The 21,245-nt window shown below is 66.7% G+C and carries 20 protein-coding genes, 1 tRNA gene and 2 pseudogenes; 14 read left to right on the top strand and 9 right to left on the bottom strand.

The genetic code is table 11. The annotated features are described in order from the left end of the window. Window positions 1-18: 18 nt before the first annotated feature. From M5I08_RS13060 to M5I08_RS13080, 5 genes and pseudogenes are all read right to left on the bottom strand, one after another. Window positions 19-324, bottom strand: a complete 306-nt coding sequence (locus M5I08_RS13060; protein WP_219067714.1) for a hypothetical protein — start codon at window positions 322-324, stop codon at window positions 19-21. Window positions 325-585: 261 nt separating this feature from the next. Then, window positions 586-1,020, bottom strand: coding sequence for a type II toxin-antitoxin system VapC family toxin (locus tag M5I08_RS13065; RefSeq protein ID WP_219067715.1), 435 nt, complete (start codon window positions 1,018-1,020; stop codon window positions 586-588). Window positions 1,021-1,023: 3 nt separating this feature from the next. Next, a pseudogene (locus M5I08_RS13070) lies at window positions 1,024-1,436 on the bottom strand (type II toxin-antitoxin system Phd/YefM family antitoxin). Window positions 1,437-1,488: 52 nt separating this feature from the next. Beyond that, window positions 1,489-1,800 (bottom strand): annotated as a pseudogene (locus M5I08_RS13075) (helix-turn-helix domain-containing protein); the annotation flags it as partial. Window positions 1,801-2,322: 522 nt separating this feature from the next. After that, a tRNA-Leu gene (locus M5I08_RS13080) sits at window positions 2,323-2,408 on the bottom strand. A gap of 206 nt (window positions 2,409-2,614) precedes the next feature. On the opposite strand from M5I08_RS13080, the gene M5I08_RS13085 reads away from it, so the two are divergent. Together M5I08_RS13085 and M5I08_RS13090 are read left to right on the top strand one after the other, a co-directional pair. Next, a complete protein-coding gene (locus M5I08_RS13085) occupies window positions 2,615-3,970 on the top strand; it encodes a M20/M25/M40 family metallo-hydrolase (protein WP_219067717.1) in 1,356 nt (451 codons plus the stop codon). Between the two features lie 38 nt (window positions 3,971-4,008). Next, window positions 4,009-4,539 carry a YbhB/YbcL family Raf kinase inhibitor-like protein gene (locus M5I08_RS13090; RefSeq protein ID WP_219067718.1) on the top strand — a complete coding sequence of 177 codons (531 nt, stop codon included), beginning with the start codon at window positions 4,009-4,011 and terminating at the stop codon, window positions 4,537-4,539. Between the two features lie 23 nt (window positions 4,540-4,562). Here M5I08_RS13090 and M5I08_RS13095 read toward each other — a convergent pair whose 3' ends face one another. The 3 genes from M5I08_RS13095 to M5I08_RS13105 are packed head-to-tail and all read right to left on the bottom strand — an operon-like array spanning window position 4,563 to window position 6,924. Next, window positions 4,563-5,648: a quinone-dependent dihydroorotate dehydrogenase gene (locus M5I08_RS13095; RefSeq protein WP_249762763.1), complete on the bottom strand. Its 1,086-nt coding sequence runs from the start codon at window positions 5,646-5,648 to the stop codon at window positions 4,563-4,565. Between the two features lie 2 nt (window positions 5,649-5,650). Then, window positions 5,651-5,914, bottom strand: a complete 264-nt coding sequence (locus M5I08_RS13100) for a DUF5703 family protein (RefSeq protein WP_219067719.1) — start codon at window positions 5,912-5,914, stop codon at window positions 5,651-5,653. Further along, window positions 5,911-6,924, bottom strand: a complete 1,014-nt coding sequence (locus M5I08_RS13105) for a YncE family protein (protein WP_249763358.1) — start codon at window positions 6,922-6,924, stop codon at window positions 5,911-5,913. Before M5I08_RS13105 ends, M5I08_RS13100 begins: the two co-directional genes overlap by 4 nt. A gap of 172 nt (window positions 6,925-7,096) precedes the next feature. On the opposite strand from M5I08_RS13105, the gene M5I08_RS13110 reads away from it, so the two are divergent. From M5I08_RS13110 to M5I08_RS13145, 8 genes are read left to right on the top strand one after another with little or no spacing between them, the layout of a single operon-like run. After that, window positions 7,097-7,411 carry a hypothetical protein gene (locus M5I08_RS13110; protein WP_219067720.1) on the top strand — a complete coding sequence of 105 codons (315 nt, stop codon included), beginning with the start codon at window positions 7,097-7,099 and terminating at the stop codon, window positions 7,409-7,411. Window positions 7,412-7,451: 40 nt separating this feature from the next. After that, the gene (locus tag M5I08_RS13115; RefSeq protein ID WP_219067780.1) at window positions 7,452-8,282 is read left to right on the top strand and encodes an undecaprenyl-diphosphate phosphatase; all 831 of its coding nucleotides are present in this window, start codon (window positions 7,452-7,454) and stop codon (window positions 8,280-8,282) included. Next, a complete protein-coding gene (locus tag M5I08_RS13120) occupies window positions 8,279-8,971 on the top strand; it encodes a histidine phosphatase family protein (RefSeq protein WP_219067721.1) in 693 nt (230 codons plus the stop codon). Before M5I08_RS13115 ends, M5I08_RS13120 begins: the two co-directional genes overlap by 4 nt. A 48-nt stretch (window positions 8,972-9,019) precedes the next feature. After that, on the top strand, window positions 9,020-9,607 hold the full coding sequence (locus M5I08_RS13125) for a DUF3090 domain-containing protein (RefSeq protein WP_219067722.1): 588 nt from the start codon (window positions 9,020-9,022) through the stop codon (window positions 9,605-9,607). Continuing rightward, the gene (locus tag M5I08_RS13130) at window positions 9,591-10,406 is read left to right on the top strand and encodes an SCO1664 family protein (RefSeq protein ID WP_219067723.1); all 816 of its coding nucleotides are present in this window, start codon (window positions 9,591-9,593) and stop codon (window positions 10,404-10,406) included. Before M5I08_RS13125 ends, M5I08_RS13130 begins: the two co-directional genes overlap by 17 nt. A 33-nt stretch (window positions 10,407-10,439) precedes the next feature. Then, window positions 10,440-11,216, top strand: coding sequence for a 3'(2'),5'-bisphosphate nucleotidase CysQ (locus M5I08_RS13135; protein WP_219067724.1), 777 nt, complete (start codon window positions 10,440-10,442; stop codon window positions 11,214-11,216). Between the two features lie 27 nt (window positions 11,217-11,243). Next, window positions 11,244-12,497, top strand: a complete 1,254-nt coding sequence (mshC, locus tag M5I08_RS13140) for a cysteine--1-D-myo-inosityl 2-amino-2-deoxy-alpha-D-glucopyranoside ligase (RefSeq protein ID WP_219067725.1) — start codon at window positions 11,244-11,246, stop codon at window positions 12,495-12,497. 9 nt (window positions 12,498-12,506) lie between these two features. Continuing rightward, window positions 12,507-13,388: an SDR family oxidoreductase gene (locus M5I08_RS13145; protein WP_219067726.1), complete on the top strand. Its 882-nt coding sequence runs from the start codon at window positions 12,507-12,509 to the stop codon at window positions 13,386-13,388. 80 nt (window positions 13,389-13,468) lie between these two features. Here M5I08_RS13145 and M5I08_RS13150 read toward each other — a convergent pair whose 3' ends face one another. Then, complete coding sequence (locus tag M5I08_RS13150) at window positions 13,469-14,416, bottom strand: PAC2 family protein (RefSeq protein WP_370328416.1); 948 nt, start codon at window positions 14,414-14,416, stop codon at window positions 13,469-13,471. A gap of 183 nt (window positions 14,417-14,599) precedes the next feature. Between M5I08_RS13150 and metH the strand changes: the two genes are divergently transcribed. The 4 genes from metH (at window position 14,600) to hisG (ending at window position 21,162) form a co-directional block, all read left to right on the top strand. After that, window positions 14,600-18,382 carry a methionine synthase gene (gene metH / locus M5I08_RS13155; protein ID WP_219067728.1) on the top strand — a complete coding sequence of 1,261 codons (3,783 nt, stop codon included), beginning with the start codon at window positions 14,600-14,602 and terminating at the stop codon, window positions 18,380-18,382. A 9-nt stretch (window positions 18,383-18,391) separates the two neighbouring features. Beyond that, a complete protein-coding gene (locus M5I08_RS13160; RefSeq protein ID WP_219067729.1) occupies window positions 18,392-19,852 on the top strand; it encodes a sugar porter family MFS transporter in 1,461 nt (486 codons plus the stop codon). Between the two features lie 134 nt (window positions 19,853-19,986). Then, window positions 19,987-20,268, top strand: coding sequence for a phosphoribosyl-ATP diphosphatase (locus M5I08_RS13165; protein ID WP_219067730.1), 282 nt, complete (start codon window positions 19,987-19,989; stop codon window positions 20,266-20,268). Continuing rightward, window positions 20,269-21,162 (top strand): ATP phosphoribosyltransferase, encoded by an 894-nt coding sequence (gene hisG, locus M5I08_RS13170; protein WP_219067731.1) that lies wholly within the window; start codon window positions 20,269-20,271, stop codon window positions 21,160-21,162. The last annotated feature ends 83 nt before the right edge of the window (window positions 21,163-21,245 follow it).

The following is a 21,245-nucleotide window of genomic DNA, read 5'->3' on the forward strand; positions in this document are numbered from 1 at the left end:
GAACCATTAACACTCCGATTATCCTTGCGGCAGTGCACCTTTCGTGTTAGCGACACCCACCAACACCGAGTTAGTTGAAAAACCGAGGTAGGTGGGGTTCTCGGTTCCCAAAGCGCTCCGAAGAGCGACTTCGTTCTGGTGCACCCGCACGTTGACGTCTGCGACGCCGTCGTCGTCGGTTGCGGCGTCGATCTGCTGCTGGACGATGGCGATCTTCCGCTGAGGATCCACGCGCCGATTGTGCCAGCTGTAGTCGATCTGGGGCTGAAACCACGCCTCGCGCCGGGACACCGCCGGAAGCGATAGCGGCAAGTGAAATCCCACCCCGGGCGCTCCGCGGATCGATCTGACTTCGGGCTTCCGCAACTTCAAGTACGCGTCGGCGGAATGCGAGCCCCAATCAACCTTAGCAAACAAAGAAAAATAGCAATTATCGAGTTTGAAGCCAATCTTCTATCTGTTCAGCTAACTTTTGGTGTCCGAGGGGGGACTTGCCCACCTACGACACGGGTTGTGACCTGGCGAATCGGTATCTGATCGTCGTCCGTGCTGGGGTTGAGCCACCTCTGATGTCGAGCGGTCGGATTAGGGGTCGAGTTGGGCGGGGGCGACTCGGCACCCGGCGGCTCGGGCTCCGGTGTGCAGGCGTCGGTCCCAAACGGCGACGATCAGGCCGGGTTCACCGACAGCCAACGCGCTGGCCAGATGAACAGCGTCGGCTCCGCGCAAGGCATGGGCGCGGGCGAGGCGGCCGGCGTGCTGCTCAACCGTGGCGGTGAGTTCGACTGGGCGGGTGGCGGCCCAGAAGTCTTCCCAGTCACGTTCGGCAGTGGCGAGCTCGGATTGGGTTAGGTCGTGATTGCGGGCTGCTGCAGCGAGTGCGGCGCGGACTTCGGGGTAGGCCAGGCGGCTGGACAATGCGGCGTCGCAGCCGTCCCATAGCGCGGACGCCAGCGAGCTTCCTGTCTCGTTGGTGAGAAGTTTGACGAAGGCGCTGGCGTCGAAGTAGACGAGCGGCACCGGTCAGCGCCGCTGGTCGCTGACCCGGTCAGACACCGGCCGCCGCGGTCGGGGCCCGGACCGACCCGCAGCGACGGGCCGCTGCGCGGTGGCCTTGCCAATCACGCCTTCGGCCGTTAGGCGCTCCAAGGTGTCTGTGCTGTCCAGCGCAGCGAGTCGCGCGACCGGAATCCCACGGTCGGTGATGACGACCTCACCACCAGCCCGAGCTCGATCGAGCCAATCGCTAAGGTGTGCGCGCAACTCGGTCACGGATACGTCCATACCCTGAATTGTACACTCACTGAACTATGAGTTGTACATGTCACTGCTAAGTCCAGCAACGACGACCTGAGAGATTGACCTGCCCAAGCCGGAGGCGAGGTGGCAACGGGCCGATACGCCGATTCTGCCGCGCTGCCGCAACCATTGCAGATGAGCGTTGCGCGTGGCGCGGCGCATCCAGCGGCGCACGGTCGACGGTGAGCGGTCCAGCTCGGTGGCGATACGGCGATGTCCGTGGCCGTCGGCCTTGCTGGCCAGGGCGGTGCCGATCACTTCGGTGGTGTCGGCCAGACGTGGCTGCACGCTGGCCGGCAGCAGAATCTGGGTGCTGGCGCAGCGGGTGCATCGCGCCCGCCTTGGGCGCACGTCGAGGATCTGGGCGCCGAGCCTACGGATGCGCCGGCGGCGGCCGTATCCCCACCGCGTGAGGGTGCCGCCGCACCCGAGGTGCGGACAGCCGATCTCGCCTGCGCCCAGGGCCTGCTCGGCCCACTCGACGGCGCGGACAACGATCATCGGGCTCTCGGGCGACCATGAGGCACCAGGATGGTCTACCACGGTGCGAGCCGGGAAGGGGTCATCTCGTGTTGGCCGCAGGTGCGCGAAACCGCCACTGCGCCAGTCGATCACCCCGGCACGATCGTCCGGCGCCGCGATGATCGCCGAAACGAACCCACACCACCATGGCCCTGGGCACAACCCAGCATCGTCACCACGCCGCCGCGCGAACCCGGCCAAAGCATCCTCACCCCCAGCGCCGGTACCCCTACCCCGACGTGGTCACCCTGAATGCCCGCCAACAACCGCCGAGCGCGACGAGCTGAAGGCCCGTCTTGAGCGCGCCGAGCGACCCCGCGCCATGTCGGCCGCACAGATCAGCGAGTTGGTCGAAGAGTTAGGCGGGCTGTCAGCTGTGCTTGGTGGGGCAACCGGGGCGGAGCGCGCCCAGGTGTACGCGAGCCTGGGCCTGCGTCTTGATTACGACCCGCAACTTCAGCGAGTCACGGCAACTGCCGACCTTAGTCGTGTCGCCGGACGTGTCCGAGGGGGGACTTGAACCCCCACGCCCAGTAATAGGGCACTAGCACCTCAAGCTAGCGCGTCTGCCATTCCGCCACTCGGACCCAAGCCAATTGATTGGCAGCTAAGGCTATCGGATCGGCCTGCCCCCGCCCAAACCTGCCCGGCGACGATGCAGCCCGCATCGCGGGCTGAGGAGCAGGTGGGCAATCCGGCCTGAGCCGGCCGACCTGGCAGGCTCGGGTGGCGTGGCCGCGGCCCTGTTTGCGGGTACGCGAGGCGTAGACCGCGCGCGGCCGCGTCGGTCGCAATGGTAGGAAAGGTGACTGTGAGGGTGCCAACCGAAACACCCGTCGACGACGTGGTGGATGCTGTCAGCAGGTTGATCAGGTTCGACACCACCAACACCGGCGATCTGGAAACCACCAAGGGCGAGGCCGAATGTGCCCGGTGGGTTGCCGCCCAACTAGAGGAGGCCGGCTACCAGGTCGAGTATGTGGAGTCCGGCGCGCCTGGGCGGGGCAATGTGTTCGCGCGCCTCGAGGGTGCCGACAGCGCCCGCGGCGCGCTGCTGATCCACGGACATCTCGACGTTGTGCCCGCCGAGCCGGCCGAGTGGAGCGTGCATCCGTTCTCCGGCGCGATCGAGGACGGCTATGTATGGGGCCGCGGCGCGGTGGACATGAAGGACATGGTCGGCATGATGCTCGTGACCGCCCGCCAATTCCGGCGGGCCGGCGTCGTGCCGCCGCGCGATCTGGTGTTCGCGTTCCTTGCCGACGAGGAAAACGGCGGCAAGTACGGGTCGCACTGGCTGGTCGACAACCGGCCCGACCTGTTCGACGGGGTGACCGAAGCGGTGGGGGAGGTCGGCGGATTCTCGCTGACGGTGCCGCGCCGCGATGGCGGCGAGCGTCGGCTTTATCTCATCGAGACCGCGGAAAAAGGCCTGCACTGGATGCGGCTTACGGCGCGCGGCCGGCCCGGACACGGCTCGATGACCCATGACCACAACGCCGTCACCTGGATCGCCGAGGCGGTCGCTCGGCTGGGTCGTCACCAGTTCCCGCTGACCTTGACAGACAGCGTCGTGGAGTTCCTCACCGCTGTCGGCGAAGAGACCGGGTACGCCTTCGACACCGATGCGCCGGACCTGGAAGGGACCATCGACAAACTCGGCCCGGTTGCCCGCATCATCAAAGCCACCCTGCGCGACACCGCCAATCCCACGATGCTCAAGGCCGGCTACAAAGCGAACGTGGTGCCGGCGACAGCGGAGGCGGTGGTGGACTGCCGCGTGCTTCCCGGCCGGCAAGCCGCGTTCGAGACGGAGGTCGACGAGCTGATCGGCCCCGATGTGACCCGCGAATGGATCACCAACCTGCCGTCGTATGAGACGAGTTTCGACGGTGACCTGGTCGAGGCGATGAACGCCGCGCTGCGAGCCGCGGATCCTGACGCCACGACGGTACCCTACATGCTTTCCGGCGGTACAGACGCAAAAGCCTTCGCGCGCTTGGGTATTCGCTGCTTCGGCTTTATCCCGTTACGGCTGCCGGCGGACCTGGATTTCGCCTCGCTGTTCCACGGCATCGACGAACGGGTACCGGTCGACGCGCTTCGATTCGGCACCGAGGTGCTGACACGCTTCTTGACACACTGCTAGCCGCAAAGTTGAGCCAATCACACGAGAGGGGATCGACCATGATCGCACCGCCCGACCCGTACGCTGCGTTACCCAAATTGCCGTCGTTTCATTTGCAGTCGGCGTCGATCACCAATGGGCAGCCGCTGGCGACGCCGCAGATCAGCGGGATCATGGGTGCCGGCGGCGAAGACGTCAGCCCGCAGTTGAGCTGGTCTGGTTTCCCCGAGCAGACCCGCAGCTTCGCCGTGACGGTCTATGACCCGGATGCACCGACGTTGTCCGGATTCTGGCACTGGGCGGTGGCCAACCTGCCAGCCTCGGTCACCGAGTTGCCCGACGGTGCCGGCGATGGCAGTGAGCTACCGGGTGGCGCGCTGACCCTGGTCAACGACGCCGGGATGCGCCGCTACGTCGGCGCGGCGCCGCCGCCCGGCCACGGCCCCCACCGTTACTACGTCGCCGTGCACGCGGTCGATGTCGAGAAACTTGACCTCAACGAGGATGCCAGCCCGGCATACCTGGGCTTCAACCTGTTCCAGCGTGCGATCGCCCGAGCCGTCATCTACGGAACCTACGAACAGCGGTAGCCGGCCCGCGAGCAGACGCGTAGCTAGCCCGACCCGACGGCCTCGCTCAACGAGGAAAAACCGCCTTCGCGCAGCCGAAGGGCGATGCCGTCGTGAATGTGCTTGGCCCATAAGCCTCCGCCGTAGATGAAACCGGTGTAGCCCTGCAGCAGCGACGCTCCCGCGGTGATGCGGTCCCATGCGTCGTCGACGGTTTCGATGCCGCCGACACTGATCAGGGTCAGCCGGTCACCGACCCGGCCATGGAGTCGCCGCAGCACCTCGGCGGCGCGGTGCGCCAGCGGCGGCCCTGAGATGCCGCCGCTGCCCAGTGCATCGACGCCGGGGGTGCACAGCCCCTCGCGCGACACCGTGGTGTTGGTGGCGACAATCCCGGCCAAACCCAATCCGATTGCCAGGTCAGCGATTTCGTCGAGGTCGGAGTCGGCCAGATCCGGGGCGATCTTCACCAGCACCGGCGTCGAGGTCTCATCGAGTACCGCCGACATGATCTCGCGCAGCGAGTCGACCGCCTGCAGATCGCGCAGCCCGGGGGTGTTCGGCGAGCTGACGTTGGCCACCAAGTATGCGGCCAGCGGCCCGACCAGCCGGGCACTGACCCGGTAGTCGTCTGCGGCGTGCTCGGGCGGCGTGGACTTGGTCTTGCCGATATTGACGCCGATCGGTACGTCGGGAGTTTGCCGTGTCAGCCTGGACGCGAGCGCAGCGGCGCCGCGATTGTTGAAACCCATCCGGTTGAGCAGCGCGCGGTCGGCGGGCAGCCGGAACAGCCGAGGAGCCGGGTTGCCTGGCTGGGCGTGGGCGGTGACGGTGCCGACCTCGGCGTAGCCGAATCCCATCGCGCCCCAGGCTTTCAGCCCGGCGCCGTCTTTATCGAAGCCTGCGGCCAGACCGAGCGGCCCGGGGAAGCGCACCCCGAACACGGTGCTGGCCAGCACCGGATCGGTCGGCGCCAACCGGCTGCTCAGGGTTCGCCGCAGCGGCGCCGCGGCGGTGACGGCCCGCAACGCCGCGAACACCAGCTCATGGCTGCGTTCGGGCGGGACCACGAACAGCAACCGGCGGAGCACGCCATATAGCTGATGAGGGTCGTTGGGCGGGGCGCTCACCGTCACAGTTCCGGCTGGTCGAGCCGGGTACTATCGTGACCATTGTCAGGAGACTTCTTGCGGCGCAACAACACCCGTCTACTTCCATCGGTATACAGCCGCACCCGGGTCAGCTCCCAGCCGCGATACTCGGCTTCGATGGACAGTCGAGTGGAGGCGCTGAGCCTGGTCACCTCGGGCGGCAGGCGCAGCGGCACCCACTCGTATTCGTCGGACATCTCGGTGTCCCACCCCGCCGGCAACCGGCCACCTCGCGCCGCCGTCAATGTGGACCCGCCGCGGCGTGCTCGATGACCTCGACACCGCTGGCGGCACCCGACACCACATACAACGTGCCCGCAGCATCGTCGATCGCCAGCATGTTGGGTTGCCGCACGGTTGGGTACCGTACCTTTTCCAGAGGGATTCCGGTTGACAGATCGTAACCAATGACCATATTCGCCGACGTTTGCGACACCCACGTCAGCCCACGCGATCCCGCCAGCCCGTACGGGGACGCCCGCACCGGATAGGCCTGGCGCAAGATCAGCGGGTCGACACCGAACACCAGCAGCTGGCCGCCGCGGGTGTCGGCCACCAGTAACCGGCCCGCGGGGTCGGTGGCCATGGTGGTGGCACCCTGGCCGGCACGCAATTGCTGCGCGACCTTGCCGTCGACGCCGATTGTGGTGACCGATGTTTGCTCTCGATCCAGCACGGCCAGTGTATTGCCCTGTGCTGCAAGGGAATCGATGTGCGCAAAGACCTTCGTCCGGCCGCGCAGGGCGCCCGTGGCCAGCATGTACACCGACCCGTCGGCGCTGCCCAGCGCTATGGTGCCATCGGCACGGCGGGCGATCGCGGTGAAATCGACGGTCTCCGCACCGCTGACGGCCACTCGGGCGACTCGTCCGGATGACAGATCGACCGCGAAGTAGCCGCCACGGCTGGACAAAAAAGCGTTGCCGCCGCCGTCACCGCTGAGCCCCGTCGCGGGGCCGGGTAGCTCGATGACCCGCGACGGTGTTTGCTGAAAACCCATCAACGTCATGCTGGCGGGTGCGCTGGGGGTCGATCCGCAGGTCAAGATCACCAGCTGTGCTGTGCGGCCGTCGAATATCGCTGCCTGCGGATTACCGTCCAGCGGATGGACCACGCCCGCCGGGGCCTGCGAAAGCGGGGGAGATTGCGCTGGTCGCGCGGCCTCGATCGTGGGCGGGGCTCCCCCGAGCGTCTTCGATGAACATCCCGCCACCAACGTCAGCAAAAACAGCAGGCCAGCGGCCTGCTGACGAATGGCGTATGCGCTCCGTTTGCAGAGTGGCGGCACCGGGTAACTCTCGATTGTCTAGGGAAGTGGCCAGTATAGAAGGGGTAATCGGCGTGAAGCACGATCCTATGGGCCACCGGCGGGCACACCTTCGGCCCGTCGTGCAAGCCAGTGCTCGTGGTCGAGGTAAGGTCGCCATATGAGCGCCGCTGCCCGTCGCCACTTGCCCGATCAAGAGTTTGCTGTCGAGGACATGTGGCGTGGGGTTTTCTCGGACAAGGTGTTTGCCAGCGGCTTTGGGCAGGTCGGCGACGGCCGCAGCTTTGCGTTCCGTATCGAAGGCCAGCGGCTTGTGGCCGAGATATACCGGCCCCGGCTGAGCGGTCCGGTTCCCCGGCCCGAGGACGTCGTCGCCACGGTGCGGCGCAACATGGTCGACGTCGATATCGCCGACCAACGCAGTCTGGCTGCCGCGCTGCGCGACGCGATTGCCCTCGAGCAGATTCGCCACTAGATCACCCGGTACGGTCGTCGTCGTGACTGCGGCGCCGGCGATGTCTTGGTGGCAGGTTGTCGTTTTGGCCGTGGTGCAGGGTCTGACCGAGTTTTTGCCGGTGTCGTCATCGGGCCACCTGGCGATCGTGTCGCGGATCTTCTTTGCCCAGGATGCCGGCGCATCCTTCACCGCGGTCACGCAGTTGGGCACCGAGATCGCGGTGTTGGTCTATTTCGCCCGTGACATAGTGCGGATTGCCAAAGCATGGTTTGCCGGCCTGCTGCTCGCGGCGCATCGTGATGTCGATTACCGGATGGGGTGGCACGTCATCATCGGGACGATCCCGATCTGCATCTTGGGTCTGTTCTTCTCCGACGAGATCCGCTCGGGCGTACGCAACCTGTGGGTGATAGCCACCGCGCTGGTGGCGTTTTCGGCGGTGATAGCGCTGGCCGAGCGCCTCGGCCGGCAAGGCAGGCAAGTCAACCAGCTGACCTGGCGCGACGCGATCGTTGTCGGTGTCGCCCAGACGTTGGCGCTGGTGCCGGGCGTCTCCCGCTCGGGGTCCACGATCAGCGCCGGTTTGTTTCTCGGGCTCGATCGTGAGCTGGCTGCTCGATTCGGTTTCCTGCTCGCCGTTCCGGCGGTGTTCGCGTCCGGATTGTTCTCGCTGCCGGACGCCTTCCACCCGGTGCTCGGGGGCATGAGTGCGACGGGTCCGCAGCTGGTGGTGGCTACCGTGATCGCGTTCGTGGTGGGTCTGGCCGCGGTGGCCTGGTTTCTGCGGTTCCTGCTGCAGCACAGCATGTACTGGTTCGTCGGCTACCGGGTGGCCGCCGGTGTGGGCGTGCTGATCTTGTTGGCAACAGGAGGGGTGAGCGCGGGTTGACCATCGTCTTGTTGCGCCACGGCCGGTCCACCTCGAACACCGCGCATGTGTTGGCCGGCCGCTCCGAGGGCGTCGATCTCGACGACAAAGGCCGACGGCAAGCCACGGAATTGGTGGACCGAATCGCTGAGCTGCCGATCCGGGCGGTGGTGTGCTCACCGCTGCTGCGCTGTCGGCGCACAATCGAGCCGCTCGCTGAAGCGCTTGGTCTCGAGCCTGTCTTCGACGACCGGTTCGCCGAAGTCGACTACGGCGAATGGACGGGCCGCAAAATCGGCGATTTGGTCTCCGAGCCGCTGTGGAGCGTCGTTCAGGCGCATCCCAGCGCGGCGGTGTTTCCCGGCGGTGAGGGGCTGGCGCAGGTGCAGACGCGTGCGGTGGCCGCCGTCCGCGACCACGACGCGCGGCTGGCCGAGCAGCACGGCGCCGACGCGCTGTGGCTGGCCTGTACGCACGGCGACATCATCAAGGCGGTTGTCGCCGACGCGCTCGGCCTACATCTGGACGGTTTCCAGCGGGTTTCCGCCGATCCGGCATCGATGAGTGTGATCCGCTACACGCCGCTACGCCCATTCGTGCTGCACGTCAACCACACTGGCCCGCGACTGACGTCCGCATTGACGGCGGCTGGATCGCCAGACGGTGACGCGCCGCCCGGCGACGCGGTTGTTGGCGGCTCGACGGACTGAGCGCACAATTTACGCTTGAGCCGCAACTGCCGGTATTTTGGAATTGCCATGCCTCGCGCGATTCACGTCTTCCGCTCGCCCGACCGATTCGTCGCCGGGACCGTTGGCCAGCCCGGAAACCGCACCTTCTATCTGCAGGCGGTGCACGACTCTCGGGTGGTCTCGGTGGTGCTGGAGAAGCGGCAGGTGGCAGTGCTTGCAGAGCGGATCGGCGCGCTGCTGTTAGAAGTCAACCGCAGATTCGGCACACCGGTTCCGCCGGAGACCGGCGAGGTCGAAGACCTTAGCCCGTTGATCACACCGGTCGACGCCGAGTTTCGGGTCGGCACCATGGGCCTGGGGTGGGACTCCGAGGCGCAAACCGTGGTCGTTGAACTGCTGGCCGTCAGCGACACCGAGCTCGACGAATCCGTGGTGCTCGACGACACCGAAGAGGGGCCCGACGCGGTGCGGGTGTTCCTTACACCGGAGTCGGCGCGGGAGTTTGCCACCCGTTCCACCCGTGTCATTTCCGCGGGCCGTCCGCCGTGCCCGCTGTGCGATGAACCGCTGGATCCCGACGGACACATCTGTGCGCGGACCAACGGCTACCGGCGCAGCGCAATGCTCGGTCCCGACGATGACGCGCAAGCCTGACGATCGCGAGGCGCTGCGACGCGGCGAGCTGACCGTCCTGGGACGTATTCGCTCCGCCAGCAACGCCACGTTTCTGTGCGAATCGACGCTGGACGGCACAGGCGTGCACTGTGTGTACAAGCCGATCGCCGGTGAGCAACCGCTGTGGGATTTTCCGCACGGCACGCTGGCCGGTCGAGAACTCGGCGCGTACCTGGTGTCGACGCACTTAGGCTGGAACATCGTGCCGTACACCATCATTCGGCACGGCCCGGCCGGTCCGGGCATGCTGCAGCTGTGGGTGGACCAACCCGGTGACGCAGCTGGTTCAGACCCCGTGCCCGGACCCGACCCGGTCGACCTGGTTCCGGCCGACCGGATGCCGGCCGGCTATCTGCCGGTGCTACGGGCGTATGACTATGCCGGCGAGCCGGTTTCGCTGGTGCACGCCGACGACATTCGACTGTGGCGGATGGCGGTGTTCGACGTGTTGATCAACAACGCGGACCGCAAGGGTGGCCACGTGCTCCGCGGTGTGGACGGCGGTATTTACGGCGTCGACCACGGAGTGTGCCTGCACGTCGAGGATAAGCTGCGCACGGTGCTGTGGGGGTGGGCCGGCAAGCCGGTGGACGACAGCACTCTGGACAAGGTCGCCACACTGGTCGACGCGCTGGTCGGCCCGCTGGGGGATGCCTTGGCCGAACACATCACCAGCGCCGAGATCGCGGCGCTGCGCTTGCGTGCTCGCGCCCTGCTGGACAATCCGGTGATGCCCGGCCCGGACCGGCGCCGCCCGATTCCCTGGCCCGCGTTCTGAGCTTCGCCGAACCCACCTGGATACTGGACACCGATGGGCCCAGACGTAACGGACGCGGCGCTCGCCGCCGACCTGGCCGAGCAGGCGGGAGAGCTGCTGCTCGCTGTGCGCGACCAGGTCGGCTTCAGCCACCCGTGGCTGCTCGGCGATGCCGGTGACAGCCAAGCCAATTCGCTGTTGCTGGCGCGGCTGCGCGCCGAGCGCCCGGCCGACGCGGTGCTGTCCGAGGAGGCCTACGACGACCTGGTCCGATTGCGGGCCGAGCGGGTTTGGATCGTCGACCCACTGGACGGCACGCGGGAATTCTCCCAGCCGGGCCGCGACGACTGGGCCGTGCATGTGGCGTTATGGCAGCGCTCCGGCGGTGGAGGCGGCCCGAACGGTGCGATCACCGACGCCGCCGTTGCCTTGCCCGCAATGGGGCAGCTACACCGCAGCGACACCGTCACCGCGCCGACAGCGGTGCATTCCGGACCCATCCGCATCACCGCCAGCTCCAACCGGCCGCCCGCGGTGCTGGATCACCTGGCCCGGCAGCTGGACGTGGCGTTCCTGCGGATCGGTTCGGCAGGTGCTAAGGCGATGTCGGTAGTGCGCGGCGACGCCGACGCCTACGTCCACGCCGGCGGTCAGTGGGAATGGGACTCGGCCGCGCCGGCCGGGGTGGTGCTGGCCGCAGGTCTGCACGCGTCACGGCTGGACGGATCCGAGCTGGTGTACAACCGGCCCGACCCGTATTTGCCCGACTTCCTGATGTGCCGCCCCGAACTCGCCGAGCTCCTACTGGGTGCCATCCGGCTGGCCAGCTGAGCCGGCACACGCTTTAGGCTCAACGGTATGCAGTCCTGGCCTTCGGCAGCGCTACCGACGCTGCCGGGACGCGGCCCGGAGTTGCGGCTCTATGACACCTCCGACCGGCAGGTGCGCCCGGTGGCTGCCGGACCGGCGGCCACGATGTACGTGTGCGGGATCACGCCGTATGACGCCACCCACCTCGGCCACGCCGCCACGTATCTGGTCTTCGACCTGATACAGCGGGTGTGGCTGGATCTCGGACATGACGTGCACTACGTGCAGAACATCACCGATGTCGACGATCCATTGCTCGAGCGGGCCAACCGTGACGGCCTGGACTGGCGCGACCTGGCGGCCCGTGAGGTGTCGCTGTTCCGCGATGACATGGCGGCGCTGCGGGTGCTGCCGCCACGCGAGTACGTCGCGGCGACCGAGGCGGTGGCCGAAGTCGTGGAGCTGGTGGAAAAGATGCTGGCTTCGGGCGCTGCGTACGTCGTCGACGACCCCGACTATCCGGATGTGTACTTCCGCGCCGACGCCACACTGCAATTCGGCTATGAATCCGGTTACGACCGCGACACCATGCTGGCGCGCTTCGCCGAGTGCGGCGGCGACCCGGACCGGCCGGGCAAGACCGACCAGCTCGACGCGCTGTTGTGGCGTGCCGCGCGGCCCGGCGAGCCGAGTTGGCCGTCGCCGTTCGGCCCGGGCCGACCCGGGTGGCACGTCGAGTGCGCGGCGATCGCGCTCAGCCGGATCCGCAGCGGCCTGGACATCCAGGGCGGCGGCAGCGATCTGATCTTTCCGCATCACGAGTTCACCGCCGCACACGCCGAATGTGTCAGCGGCGAGCGACGATTCGCCCGCCATTACGTGCACGCGGGCATGATCGGCTTGGACGGGCACAAGATGTCCAAGAGCCGCGGCAACCTGGTTCTGGTGTCGGGGTTGCGCGCCCAGGGCATCGAGCCGTCGGCCATCCGGCTGGGCCTGCTGGCCGGGCACTATCGGTCCGACCGCGACTGGGGCGCCGGCGTGCTCCAGGCGGCCACTGCGCGGCTGCATCGGTGGCGGTCCGCGACGGCGCTGCCCGCCGCACCGGATGCCGCCGACGCCGTTGCCCGGGTGCGCCGCTATCTCGCCGACGACCTTGATACCCCCAAAGCCCTTGCTGCACTTGATGGTTGGGCCACCGACGCGCTGGAATACGGTGGCCACGACGCCGAGGCGCCGCAAACCGTGGCTGCGGCGGTGGATGCGCTGCTGGGAGTGGACCTGCATTCACCGCAGCGGTAGGTTGCGCCAATGACCTCAGTGAACTCGCAAGTCGTCTTCATCACCGGTGGTGGCCATGGAATCGGGGCGGAGGTAGCCCGGCGGTTGCACGCCAAGGGCGGCAAACTGGTGTTGACAGACCTGGACGCGGGCGCATTGGCGGCGATGGCCGGTGAGTTCGGCGGCGACGAGCGGGTACTTACCGCGACGGCCGACGTGCGCGATCTCGCCGCCATGCAGGCCGCGGCGAACCAGGCCGTCGAAAAGTTCGGCGGTATCGATGTCGTGATCGCCAACGCCGGCATCGCCAGCTACGGATCGGTGCAACAGGTCGACCCGGAGACATTCCGGCGGGTCCTCGACGTCAACCTGCTCGGTGTCTTCCACACCGTGCGCGCCACGCTGCCGTCGGTGCTCGACCGCCGCGGCTACGTGCTGATCGTCTCGTCGCTGGCTGCGTTCGCGGCCGCGCCCGGGATGATGCCCTACGACGCGTCGAAGGCGGGCGTCGAGCACCTCGCCAACGCGCTGCGCCTGGAGGTCGGCCACCGGGGGATCGGCGTCGGCTCGGCGCACATGTCCTGGATCGACACCGCCCTGGTCCGCGACAGCAAGGCCGATCTGCCGTCATTCACCGAGCTGCTGGCTCGGCTGCCCTTCCCGCTGAACAAGACGACCTCGGTGGACGCCTGTGCGGCGGCCTTCGTCAAGGGCATCGAGCATCGCAAACGCCGGGTTTATTGTCCGGGCTGGGTGAGGTGGTTCCGCTGGCTCAAGCCGGTACTGTCCACCCCGTTCGGCGAGGGCGCAGTGTCGAAAACCGCGATGGAACTTCTGCCCCGGATGGACGCCGAAGTGGCCGCGCTGGGCCGCTCCACCAGCGCCACCAATGAGGCGCTGGAGAAGCGCTGAGAGGGGTGGGCCGAGTGTGGGATTGAAGCACGCTTTCGCGGCCAGGCAGCGTGTCAAAAGTCCACACTCGCGCAGACTAGTTAGCGGCCGAAGCCCGGCCGGCGGCGGCGCAGGTAGCGCTCGAACTCGGCGGCCAGCGCGTCGCCGTCGATCTTGCCCAGCGCCTCGTTCATGTCGACCTCGGCGTCACCGCGTTGCTCCAACGACTGCACGTACTCGGCAATTTCGTCGTCCTCGGCGGTCATCTCACTGACCGCCTGCTCCCACTCCTCGGCCTGAGTGGGCAAGTCGGCCAGCGGTACCTCGATATCGAGCACATCCTCGACGCGTTGCAGCAACGCCACGGTCGCTTTGGGATTGGGCGGGTGCGACACGTAATGCGGAACTGCCGCCCAGAACGTCACCGCGGGGATGCCGGCCGCCACGCACGCGTCCTGAAACACGCCGGCGATGCCCGTCGGACCCTCGTAGCGGGTTTCCTGCAGACCGAAGCGACGCGCCGACTCGGGGGAGTAAGCCGCCCCCGACACCGGCACCGGTCGGGTGTGCGGCGTGTCGGCCAGCAGCGCGCCCAGGATCACCACGGTGTCGACGTTGAGCTTGTCGGCGACGGCCAACAGTTCCGCGCAGAACGTGCGCCAACGCATATTCGGCTCGACGCCGTGCATCAGCACGATGTCGCGGTCGGTGCCCGGCGGACGGCAGTGCGATATCCGCATCGATGGCCACACCAATTCCCGTGTGACGCCATCGACCTGCCGAATGACCGGGCGGTTCACCTGATAGTCGTAGTACGCCTCGTCGTCGATCTCGACGATCGGGTCGGCTTCCCAGATGGCGTCCAGGTGCTCCACGGCGTCACTGGCCGCGTCACCGGCGTCGTTCCACCCTTCGAACGCCGCCACGACGATCGTGTTGTGCAGTTCGGGCAGCGTTGCGCTGATGTCCGGCGAGGTCACGCAATCAGCGTACGGCCTGATCTGGCGTCCAGGTGGGCGAGCGCCGTCAACCGCCCGAGCATTTTGCATAGACCGGCTATGCTTGCCCCGATGACTTCCGCCGGGCGGGTCGGATCGAGCTGGGCGTCCAGACGTCGGGTGACGACGTAGACTTTTCGCCGTCGAGAGGCGTTGCAACGGTTCTCCGGTCCCTGCCGGTATCCGCCACGCTCGGCAGAGTCAAGGACGCCTTCCGCTACGGAAGGAACGTATGTGAGCGCCCCCCAAAACGTCCCGGCGTCGCAGACCTTCGTGCCAAACATCCGCCCCGACTGCACCGACGAACTGAGGGCGGCTCTGCGCCAGCGAATCATGGTGATCGACGGTGCAATGGGCACGGCGATCCAGCGGGACCGGCCGGACGAGGCCGGCTACCGCGGCGAGCGGTTCACGGAGTGGCCCACCGCTCTCCAGGGCAACAACGACCTGCTCAACCTGACGCAGCCGCAGATCGTCGAGGGGATCCACCGCGAATACCTCGAGGCGGGCGCCGACATCCTGGAAACCAACACGTTCAACGCGAACGCGATCTCGCTCTCCGACTACGACATGGCGGACCTGAGCTACGAACTGGACTACGCCGGCGCCGCCCTGGCGCGGGCGGCCGCCGACGAATTCAGCACCCCGGAAAAGCCCCGCTACGTCGCCGGAGCCATCGGGCCGACGACGCGGACCGCGTCGATCTCGCCGGACGTCAACGACCCCGGAGCCCGCAACGTCTCCTACGACCAGCTGGTCGCCGCCTACCTCGAAGCCGCCAACGGCCTGGTCGACGGTGGCGCCGACCTCCTCATCATCGAGACAATCTTCGACTCGCTGAACGCCAAGGCGGCGGTGTTCGCCGTCGAGACGCTGTTCGAGGACCGCGGACGCCGCTGGCCGGTGATCATCTCGGGCACCATCACCGATGCTTCCGGACGGACGTTGTCCGGCCAGGTCACCGAAGCATTCTGGAATGCGACCAGGCACGCCAAGCCGATCGCCGTCGGCCTGAACTGCGCCCTGGGCGCGCCGGAGATGCGGCCCTACATCGCCGAGATGTCGAGGATCGCGGACACTTTCGTCTCCTGCTATCCGAACGCCGGCCTGCCCAACGCCTTCGGCGAGTACGACGAGTCCCCGGAGTGTCAGGCCGGCTACCTCGCCGACTTCGCCGAGGCCGGCCTGGTCAACCTGGTCGGTGGTTGCTGCGGAACGGCGCCGCCCCACATCGCCGAAATCGCCAAGGTCGTCGAGGGCAAACCGCCGCGCGAGCTGCCGAAGATCGAGGTGGCCACCCGGCTCTCGGGCCTGGAGCCGCTCAACATCACCGACGACTCCCTGTTCGTGAACATCGGTGAGCGCACCAACATCACCGGCTCCGCCCGGTTCCGCAACCTGATCAAGGCCGAGGACTACGACACCGCATTGTCGGTCGCCCTGCAGCAGGTCGAGCTCGGTGCGCAGGTCATCGACATCAACATGGACGAAGGCATGATCGACGGCGTCGCCGCGATGGACCGGTTCACCAAGCTGATCGCGGCCGAGCCGGACATCAGCCGCGTCCCGGTGATGATCGACTCCTCCAAGTGGGAGGTCATCGAGGCGGGCCTGAAGAACGTGCAGGGCAAGCCGATCGTCAACTCGATCTCCATGAAGGAGGGCGAGGAGAAGTTCATCCGCGAAGCACGGCTGTGCCGCAAGTACGGCGCCGCCGTCGTCGTGATGGCCTTCGACGAACAGGGCCAGGCCGACAACCTGGAGCGCCGCATCCAGATCTGCGGGCGCGCCTACCGGATCCTGACCGAAGAGGTCGGCTTCCCGGCCGAGGACATCATCTTCGACCCGAACTGCTTCGCGCTGGCAACCGGTATCGAGGAGCACGCGACGTACGGGATCGACTTCATCGAGGCCTGCGCCTGGATCAAGGAGAACCTTCCCGGCGTGCACATCTCCGGCGGCATCTCGAACGTGTCGTTCTCGTTCCGGGGCAACAACCCGGTCCGCGAGGCGATTCACGCGGTCTTCCTGTACCACGCCATCAAGGCCGGCCTCGACATGGGCATCGTCAACGCCGGTGCGCTGGCGCCGTACGACTCGATCGACCCCGAGTTGCGGGATCGCATCGAGGATGTCGTCCTGAACCGTCGCGACGACGCGGCCGAACGGCTCCTGGAAATCGCCGAGCGGTTCAACACGTCCGGAGAAGCCTCCGGGCAAGAGGGCGACAGCGCGGCGACCGAGTGGCGCAGTCTCGGCGTCCGCGAGCGGATCACGCACGCTCTGGTCAAGGGCATCGACGCCCACGTCGATGCCGACACCGAGGAATTGCGGGCCGAGATCGCCGCCGCAGGTGGTCGCCCGATCGAGGTGATCGAGGGCCCGCTGATGGACGGCATGAACGTGGTCGGTGACCTCTTCGGCTCCGGCAAGATGTTCCTGCCCCAGGTGGTGAAGTCGGCCCGGGTGATGAAGAAGGCCGTTGCATACCTGCTGCCATACATCGAGGCGGAAAAAGAAGAGTCCGGCGCTGCAGCGGGGAAAGAGACCAACGGCACGATCATCATGGCGACCGTGAAGGGCGACGTCCACGACATCGGCAAGAACATCGTCGGGGTCGTCCTGCAGTGCAACAACTACGAGGTGATCGACCTTGGTGTGATGGTGCCTGCGAGCAAGATCCTGGACGCGGCGAAGAAGCACAACGCCGACATCATTGGGCTGTCCGGCCTGATCACCCCGTCGCTAGACGAGATGGTCAACTTCGCCGTCGAGATGGAACGCGAGGGGCTTGCGATCCCGCTGCTGATCGGTGGCGCGACCACCTCGCGCGCTCACACGGCCGTGAAGGTGGCGCCGCGTCGTAGCGGTCCGGTGGTCTGGGTCAAGGACGCTTCCCGGTCGGTGCCGGTCGCTGCTGCGCTCCTCGACCCCAAGCAGCGTCCGGCCTTGCTGGAGGCCACCGAGGCCGACTATGCATCCCTGCGCGAACGGCACGCCCAGAAGAACGAGCGGCCGATGCTGACCCTGGAGAAGGCCCGCGCGAACCGGACGCCGATCCAGTGGGACGGCTACACACCGCCGGTGCCCGCCGCGGGGATCGGCGTGCGGGAGTTCGAGAATTACGATCTCGCCGAGCTGCGTGAGTACATCGACTGGCAGCCGTTCTTCAACGCCTGGGAGATGAAGGGCAGGTTCCCCGACATCCTCAACAACCCGGTCTCGGGCCAGACTGCCCGCAAGCTGTACGACGACGCCCAGGAGATGCTCGACACCCTGATCAAGGAGAAGTGGCTGACTGCCAACGGGGTGGTCGGCTTCTTCCCGGCGAACGCGGTCGGCTCGGGTATTGAAGACGTCGAGGTCTACACCGACGACACCCGTACCGAGGTGCTGACCACGCTGCACAACCTGCGCCAGCAGGGCGAGCACCGGGAGGGCATCCCGAACCGGTCGCTGGGCGACTACATCGCGCCCAAGGACACCGGTCTGGCTGACTACGTCGGCGCCTTCGCTGTCACCACGGGGCTCGGCAGCGGTGACAAGATCGCGGAGTTCAAGGCAGCCAACGACGACTACAACGCGATCCTGCTGGAGTCGATCGCCGATCGGCTGGCAGAGGCGTTCGCCGAACGGATGCACCAACGGGTCCGCAAGGAGTTCTGGGGATTCCAGCCGGACGAGCAGCTGGACAACGAGGCACTCATCGGTGAGAAGTACGTGGGAATCCGCCCTGCCCCTGGCTACCCGGCCTGCCCGGAGCACACCGAGAAGGTGACGCTCTGGAAGTTGATGGATGTCCGGGAGCGCGCCGGCATCGAGTTGACCGAGTCGATGGCGATGTGGCCCGGCGCCGCCGTCAGCGGCTGGTATTTCTCGCACCCGCAGTCGCAGTACTTCGTGGTCGGCCGGATGGCCCAGGACCAGGTCGCCGACTACGCGAAGCGCAAGGGCTGGACTCTGGCCGAAGCCGAGCGCTGGCTCGCCCCCAATCTCGGCTACAACCCGGAGGACTGAGCCCTCGACATGGTCATTGACGACGCCGGCGGCCAGTCCGTACCGGCAACGGACGAGGACCTACCCGTCGATCCCCGCGCCGCGCGCGCTGCCTTCCAGTCCGCGGTGCGCTACGCGTCGGTGGCCGCGATCGGCGGATTGCTGTTCGGCTACGACATTTCGACGACCAACCGCGCAGTCACGGCGCTGCAAGCCACCTTTCACATCGGCAACGGGATCCTGGGTTTCGCCGCGGCCTCGGCGGTGCTGGGTGCCGCGGTCGGAGCGGTGTGGGCCGGCCGGATCGGCGACCGGTTGGGCCGCCTGTCGATGATGAAGCTCTCGGCGGCTGCGCTTTTCGTGTGCGGGCTTGGTGCCGGGTTGGCAGCCAGCATATGGATGTTCATCGTCTTCCACCTCATCGGCGGAATCGGCATCGGCTTCTCCTCGGTTGCGGCTCCGGCCTACATCGCCGAGGTCTCACCCCCACGGTTCCGCGGCCGGCTCGGTTCGCTGCAGCAGCTCGCCATCGTCATCGGACTGTTTGGGGCATTGGCGCTGACCTGGGTGCCTTTTCATCTCGCCGGCGGATCAGGCGAACCGCTCTGGCTGGGTATGGCCGCCTGGCGGTGGACGTTCTTCGGCGAGATGATCCCGGCGCTTGCCTATTTCGCGCTGTTGTTAACCATTCCCGAGTCACCGCGCTATCTGGTTGTTAGGCAACGTATTCCGCAGGCCAGTCAGGTGCTTTCCACGCTGCTGGGTGAACGCGACGCCCAGTACACCATTGCCCGGATCGCCGGGACTCTCGAGCAAGAGAAGGCTGCGTCGTGGCGCGATCTGCGCAAGCCGACCGGCGGCCTGTACGGCATCGTCTGGGTCGGCCTGGGGCTGGCGGTCTTTCAGCAGTTCGTCGGCATCAACGTGATCTTCAACTACTCCGATTTACTCTGGGAAGCAGTGGGATTCGGCAAGAATTCGTCGTTCACCATAGGTCTGGTGACCACCGGGGTCAACGTGCTGATCACCTTGGTGGCGATCGCGCTGATCGACCGGCTCGGTCGCAGGCCGCTGCTGCTGGCGGGCTCGGCGGGCATGTCGCTGATGCTGATCACAATGACGGACGTATTCGCCGGCGCACCCGTCCGCAACGGTCAGCCACAACTCGACGGGGCTTCCGGGATCGTCGCGCTAGTGGCGGCCGACTTATTCGTGGTCGCGTTCGCGGTGTCCTGGGGACCGGTGTTATGGGTGCTGCTGGGCGAGATGTTCCCCAACCGGATCCGGTCGGCTGCGCTGGGCCTGGCTTCGGGTGCGCAGTGGATGGCCAGCTGGACCATCGCGGTGACGTTCCCGGCGCTGCGTCACGCGCTCGGCTTGGCCTACGGTTTCTATACGACGTGTGCGGCGCTGTCGTTGTTTTTCGTGTGGCGATGGGTACGCGAGACCAACGGCGTTTCGCTGGAAGACATGCCCGACGAAGTGCGGTGAGAGCTTTTGATTTCCTGGGCGAGCGTGCGTGTCTGTGCGTCGACACGCCGTGAACGCCGTCATTCTGCGCACGCTCGCGGTGGGACGGGGAGCGCCAACAATACGGAAACCTCCGTGACTAGGCTTAGCCGGCCATGAAACAATCGCTGCCCGTGAAGACCTTTGAGGATCTGTTTGCCGAGCTCGGCGAGCGTGCCCGCAGCCGCCCGCCCGGCAGCTGCACCGTGGCCGCGCTGGACGCCGGTGTGCATGCGGTGGGCAAGAAGGTGCTGGAGGAGGCGGGCGAAGTGTGGCTGGCGGCCGAGCACGAACCCGACGACGCACTCGCAGAGGAGATTAGTCAGTTGCTGTATTGGACCCAGGTGCTGATGATCGCCCGCGGGCTGACGCTCGATGCCGTGTACGGGAAGCTGTAGATGGTAACGCTGCATCGGAACGGCTCGACGAGACTGCGGGTGGCGGTTCCGAACAAGGGCGCCTTGAGCGAGCCGGCCGTCGAGATTCTCGCTGAGGCCGGTTACCGTCGTCGGACCGATCCCAAGGACTTGACCGTCGTCGACCCGCACAACCACGTCGAGTTCTTTTTCCTGCGGCCCAAAGACATTGCAATCTATGTCGGGTCCGGAGAGCTCGACTTGGGAATAACCGGACGGGATTTGGCGCGGGAATCCGGCGCGCCGGTACACGAGCGACTGGCGCTCGGGTTCGGGTCGTCGTCGTTTCGTTACGCCGCGCCGACCGGACGCGATTGGACCATCGAGGATCTGGCCGGCCGGCGAATCGCCACCGCATACCCGAACCTGGTGCGAGAAGACTTGGCGGCCCGCGGGATTGACGCGACCGTGATCCGCCTCGACGGCGCCGTGGAGATCTCCGTGCAACTCGGCGTGGCCGACGCGATCGCCGATGTGGTGGGGTCGGGTCGCACCTTGAACCTGCACAACTTGGTGGCCTTCGGTGACGTAGTCTGCGATTCAGAGGCGGTGCTGATCGAACAGGCCGACGCCGATACTGCTGACACCGGGCCGGAGGCCGCGGCTCGTGAGCAGCTGGCCGCCCGCGTCCAGGGTGTGGTGTTCGGTCAACAGTATTTGATGCTCGACTACGACTGCCCGCGCGGGGTGCTTGACGAAGCCACCTCCATCACACCGGGATTGGAGTCACCGACAATCGCCCCGCTCGCCGATCCCGACTGGGTGGCGGTTCGTGCGCTGGTGCCGCGTCGAGACGTCAACGCGCTCATGGACGAGCTGGCCACCATCGGGGCGAAGGCGATCCTGGCCTCGGACATCCGGTTCTGTCGCTTCTGATCTTGCACGCGCCGGTGTAGCCCAGCTGTGCTGTGTTAACGTCCCGCTAGAGCCGCGTTGTTTTGTCGAGCCCGGGACGGTCG

The sequence above is a fragment of the Candidatus Mycobacterium methanotrophicum genome, from assembly GCF_023515995.1.
GTDB classification, from domain to species: Bacteria; Actinomycetota; Actinomycetes; order Mycobacteriales; family Mycobacteriaceae; genus Mycobacterium; species Mycobacterium methanotrophicum.

Excerpts from the sequence above, each read along its gene's own strand:
- M5I08_RS13090 (WP_219067718.1), top strand. The coding sequence starts at position 4,009 with ATGATCGCACCGCCCGACCCGTACGCTGCGTTACCCAAATTGCCGTCG.
- M5I08_RS13165 (WP_219067730.1), top strand. The coding sequence starts at position 19,987 with ATGAAACAATCGCTGCCCGTGAAGACCTTTGAGGATCTGTTTGCCGAG.
- M5I08_RS13145 (WP_219067726.1), top strand. The coding sequence starts at position 12,507 with ATGACCTCAGTGAACTCGCAAGTCGTCTTCATCACCGGTGGTGGCCAT.
- M5I08_RS13110 (WP_219067720.1), top strand. The coding sequence starts at position 7,097 with ATGAGCGCCGCTGCCCGTCGCCACTTGCCCGATCAAGAGTTTGCTGTC.
- M5I08_RS13150 (WP_370328416.1), bottom strand. The coding sequence starts at position 14,416 with ATGCAAAATGCTCGGGCGGTTGACGGCGCTCGCCCACCTGGACGCCAG.
- M5I08_RS13125 (WP_219067722.1), top strand. The coding sequence starts at position 9,020 with ATGCCTCGCGCGATTCACGTCTTCCGCTCGCCCGACCGATTCGTCGCC.
- M5I08_RS13160 (WP_219067729.1), top strand. The coding sequence starts at position 18,392 with ATGGTCATTGACGACGCCGGCGGCCAGTCCGTACCGGCAACGGACGAG.
- M5I08_RS13130 (WP_219067723.1), top strand. The coding sequence starts at position 9,591 with ATGACGCGCAAGCCTGACGATCGCGAGGCGCTGCGACGCGGCGAGCTG.
- M5I08_RS13135 (WP_219067724.1), top strand. The coding sequence starts at position 10,440 with ATGGGCCCAGACGTAACGGACGCGGCGCTCGCCGCCGACCTGGCCGAG.
- hisG (WP_219067731.1), top strand. The coding sequence starts at position 20,269 with ATGGTAACGCTGCATCGGAACGGCTCGACGAGACTGCGGGTGGCGGTT.
- M5I08_RS13085 (WP_219067717.1), top strand. The coding sequence starts at position 2,615 with ATGGTAGGAAAGGTGACTGTGAGGGTGCCAACCGAAACACCCGTCGAC.
- M5I08_RS13115 (WP_219067780.1), top strand. The coding sequence starts at position 7,452 with ATGTCTTGGTGGCAGGTTGTCGTTTTGGCCGTGGTGCAGGGTCTGACC.
- mshC (WP_219067725.1), top strand. The coding sequence starts at position 11,244 with ATGCAGTCCTGGCCTTCGGCAGCGCTACCGACGCTGCCGGGACGCGGC.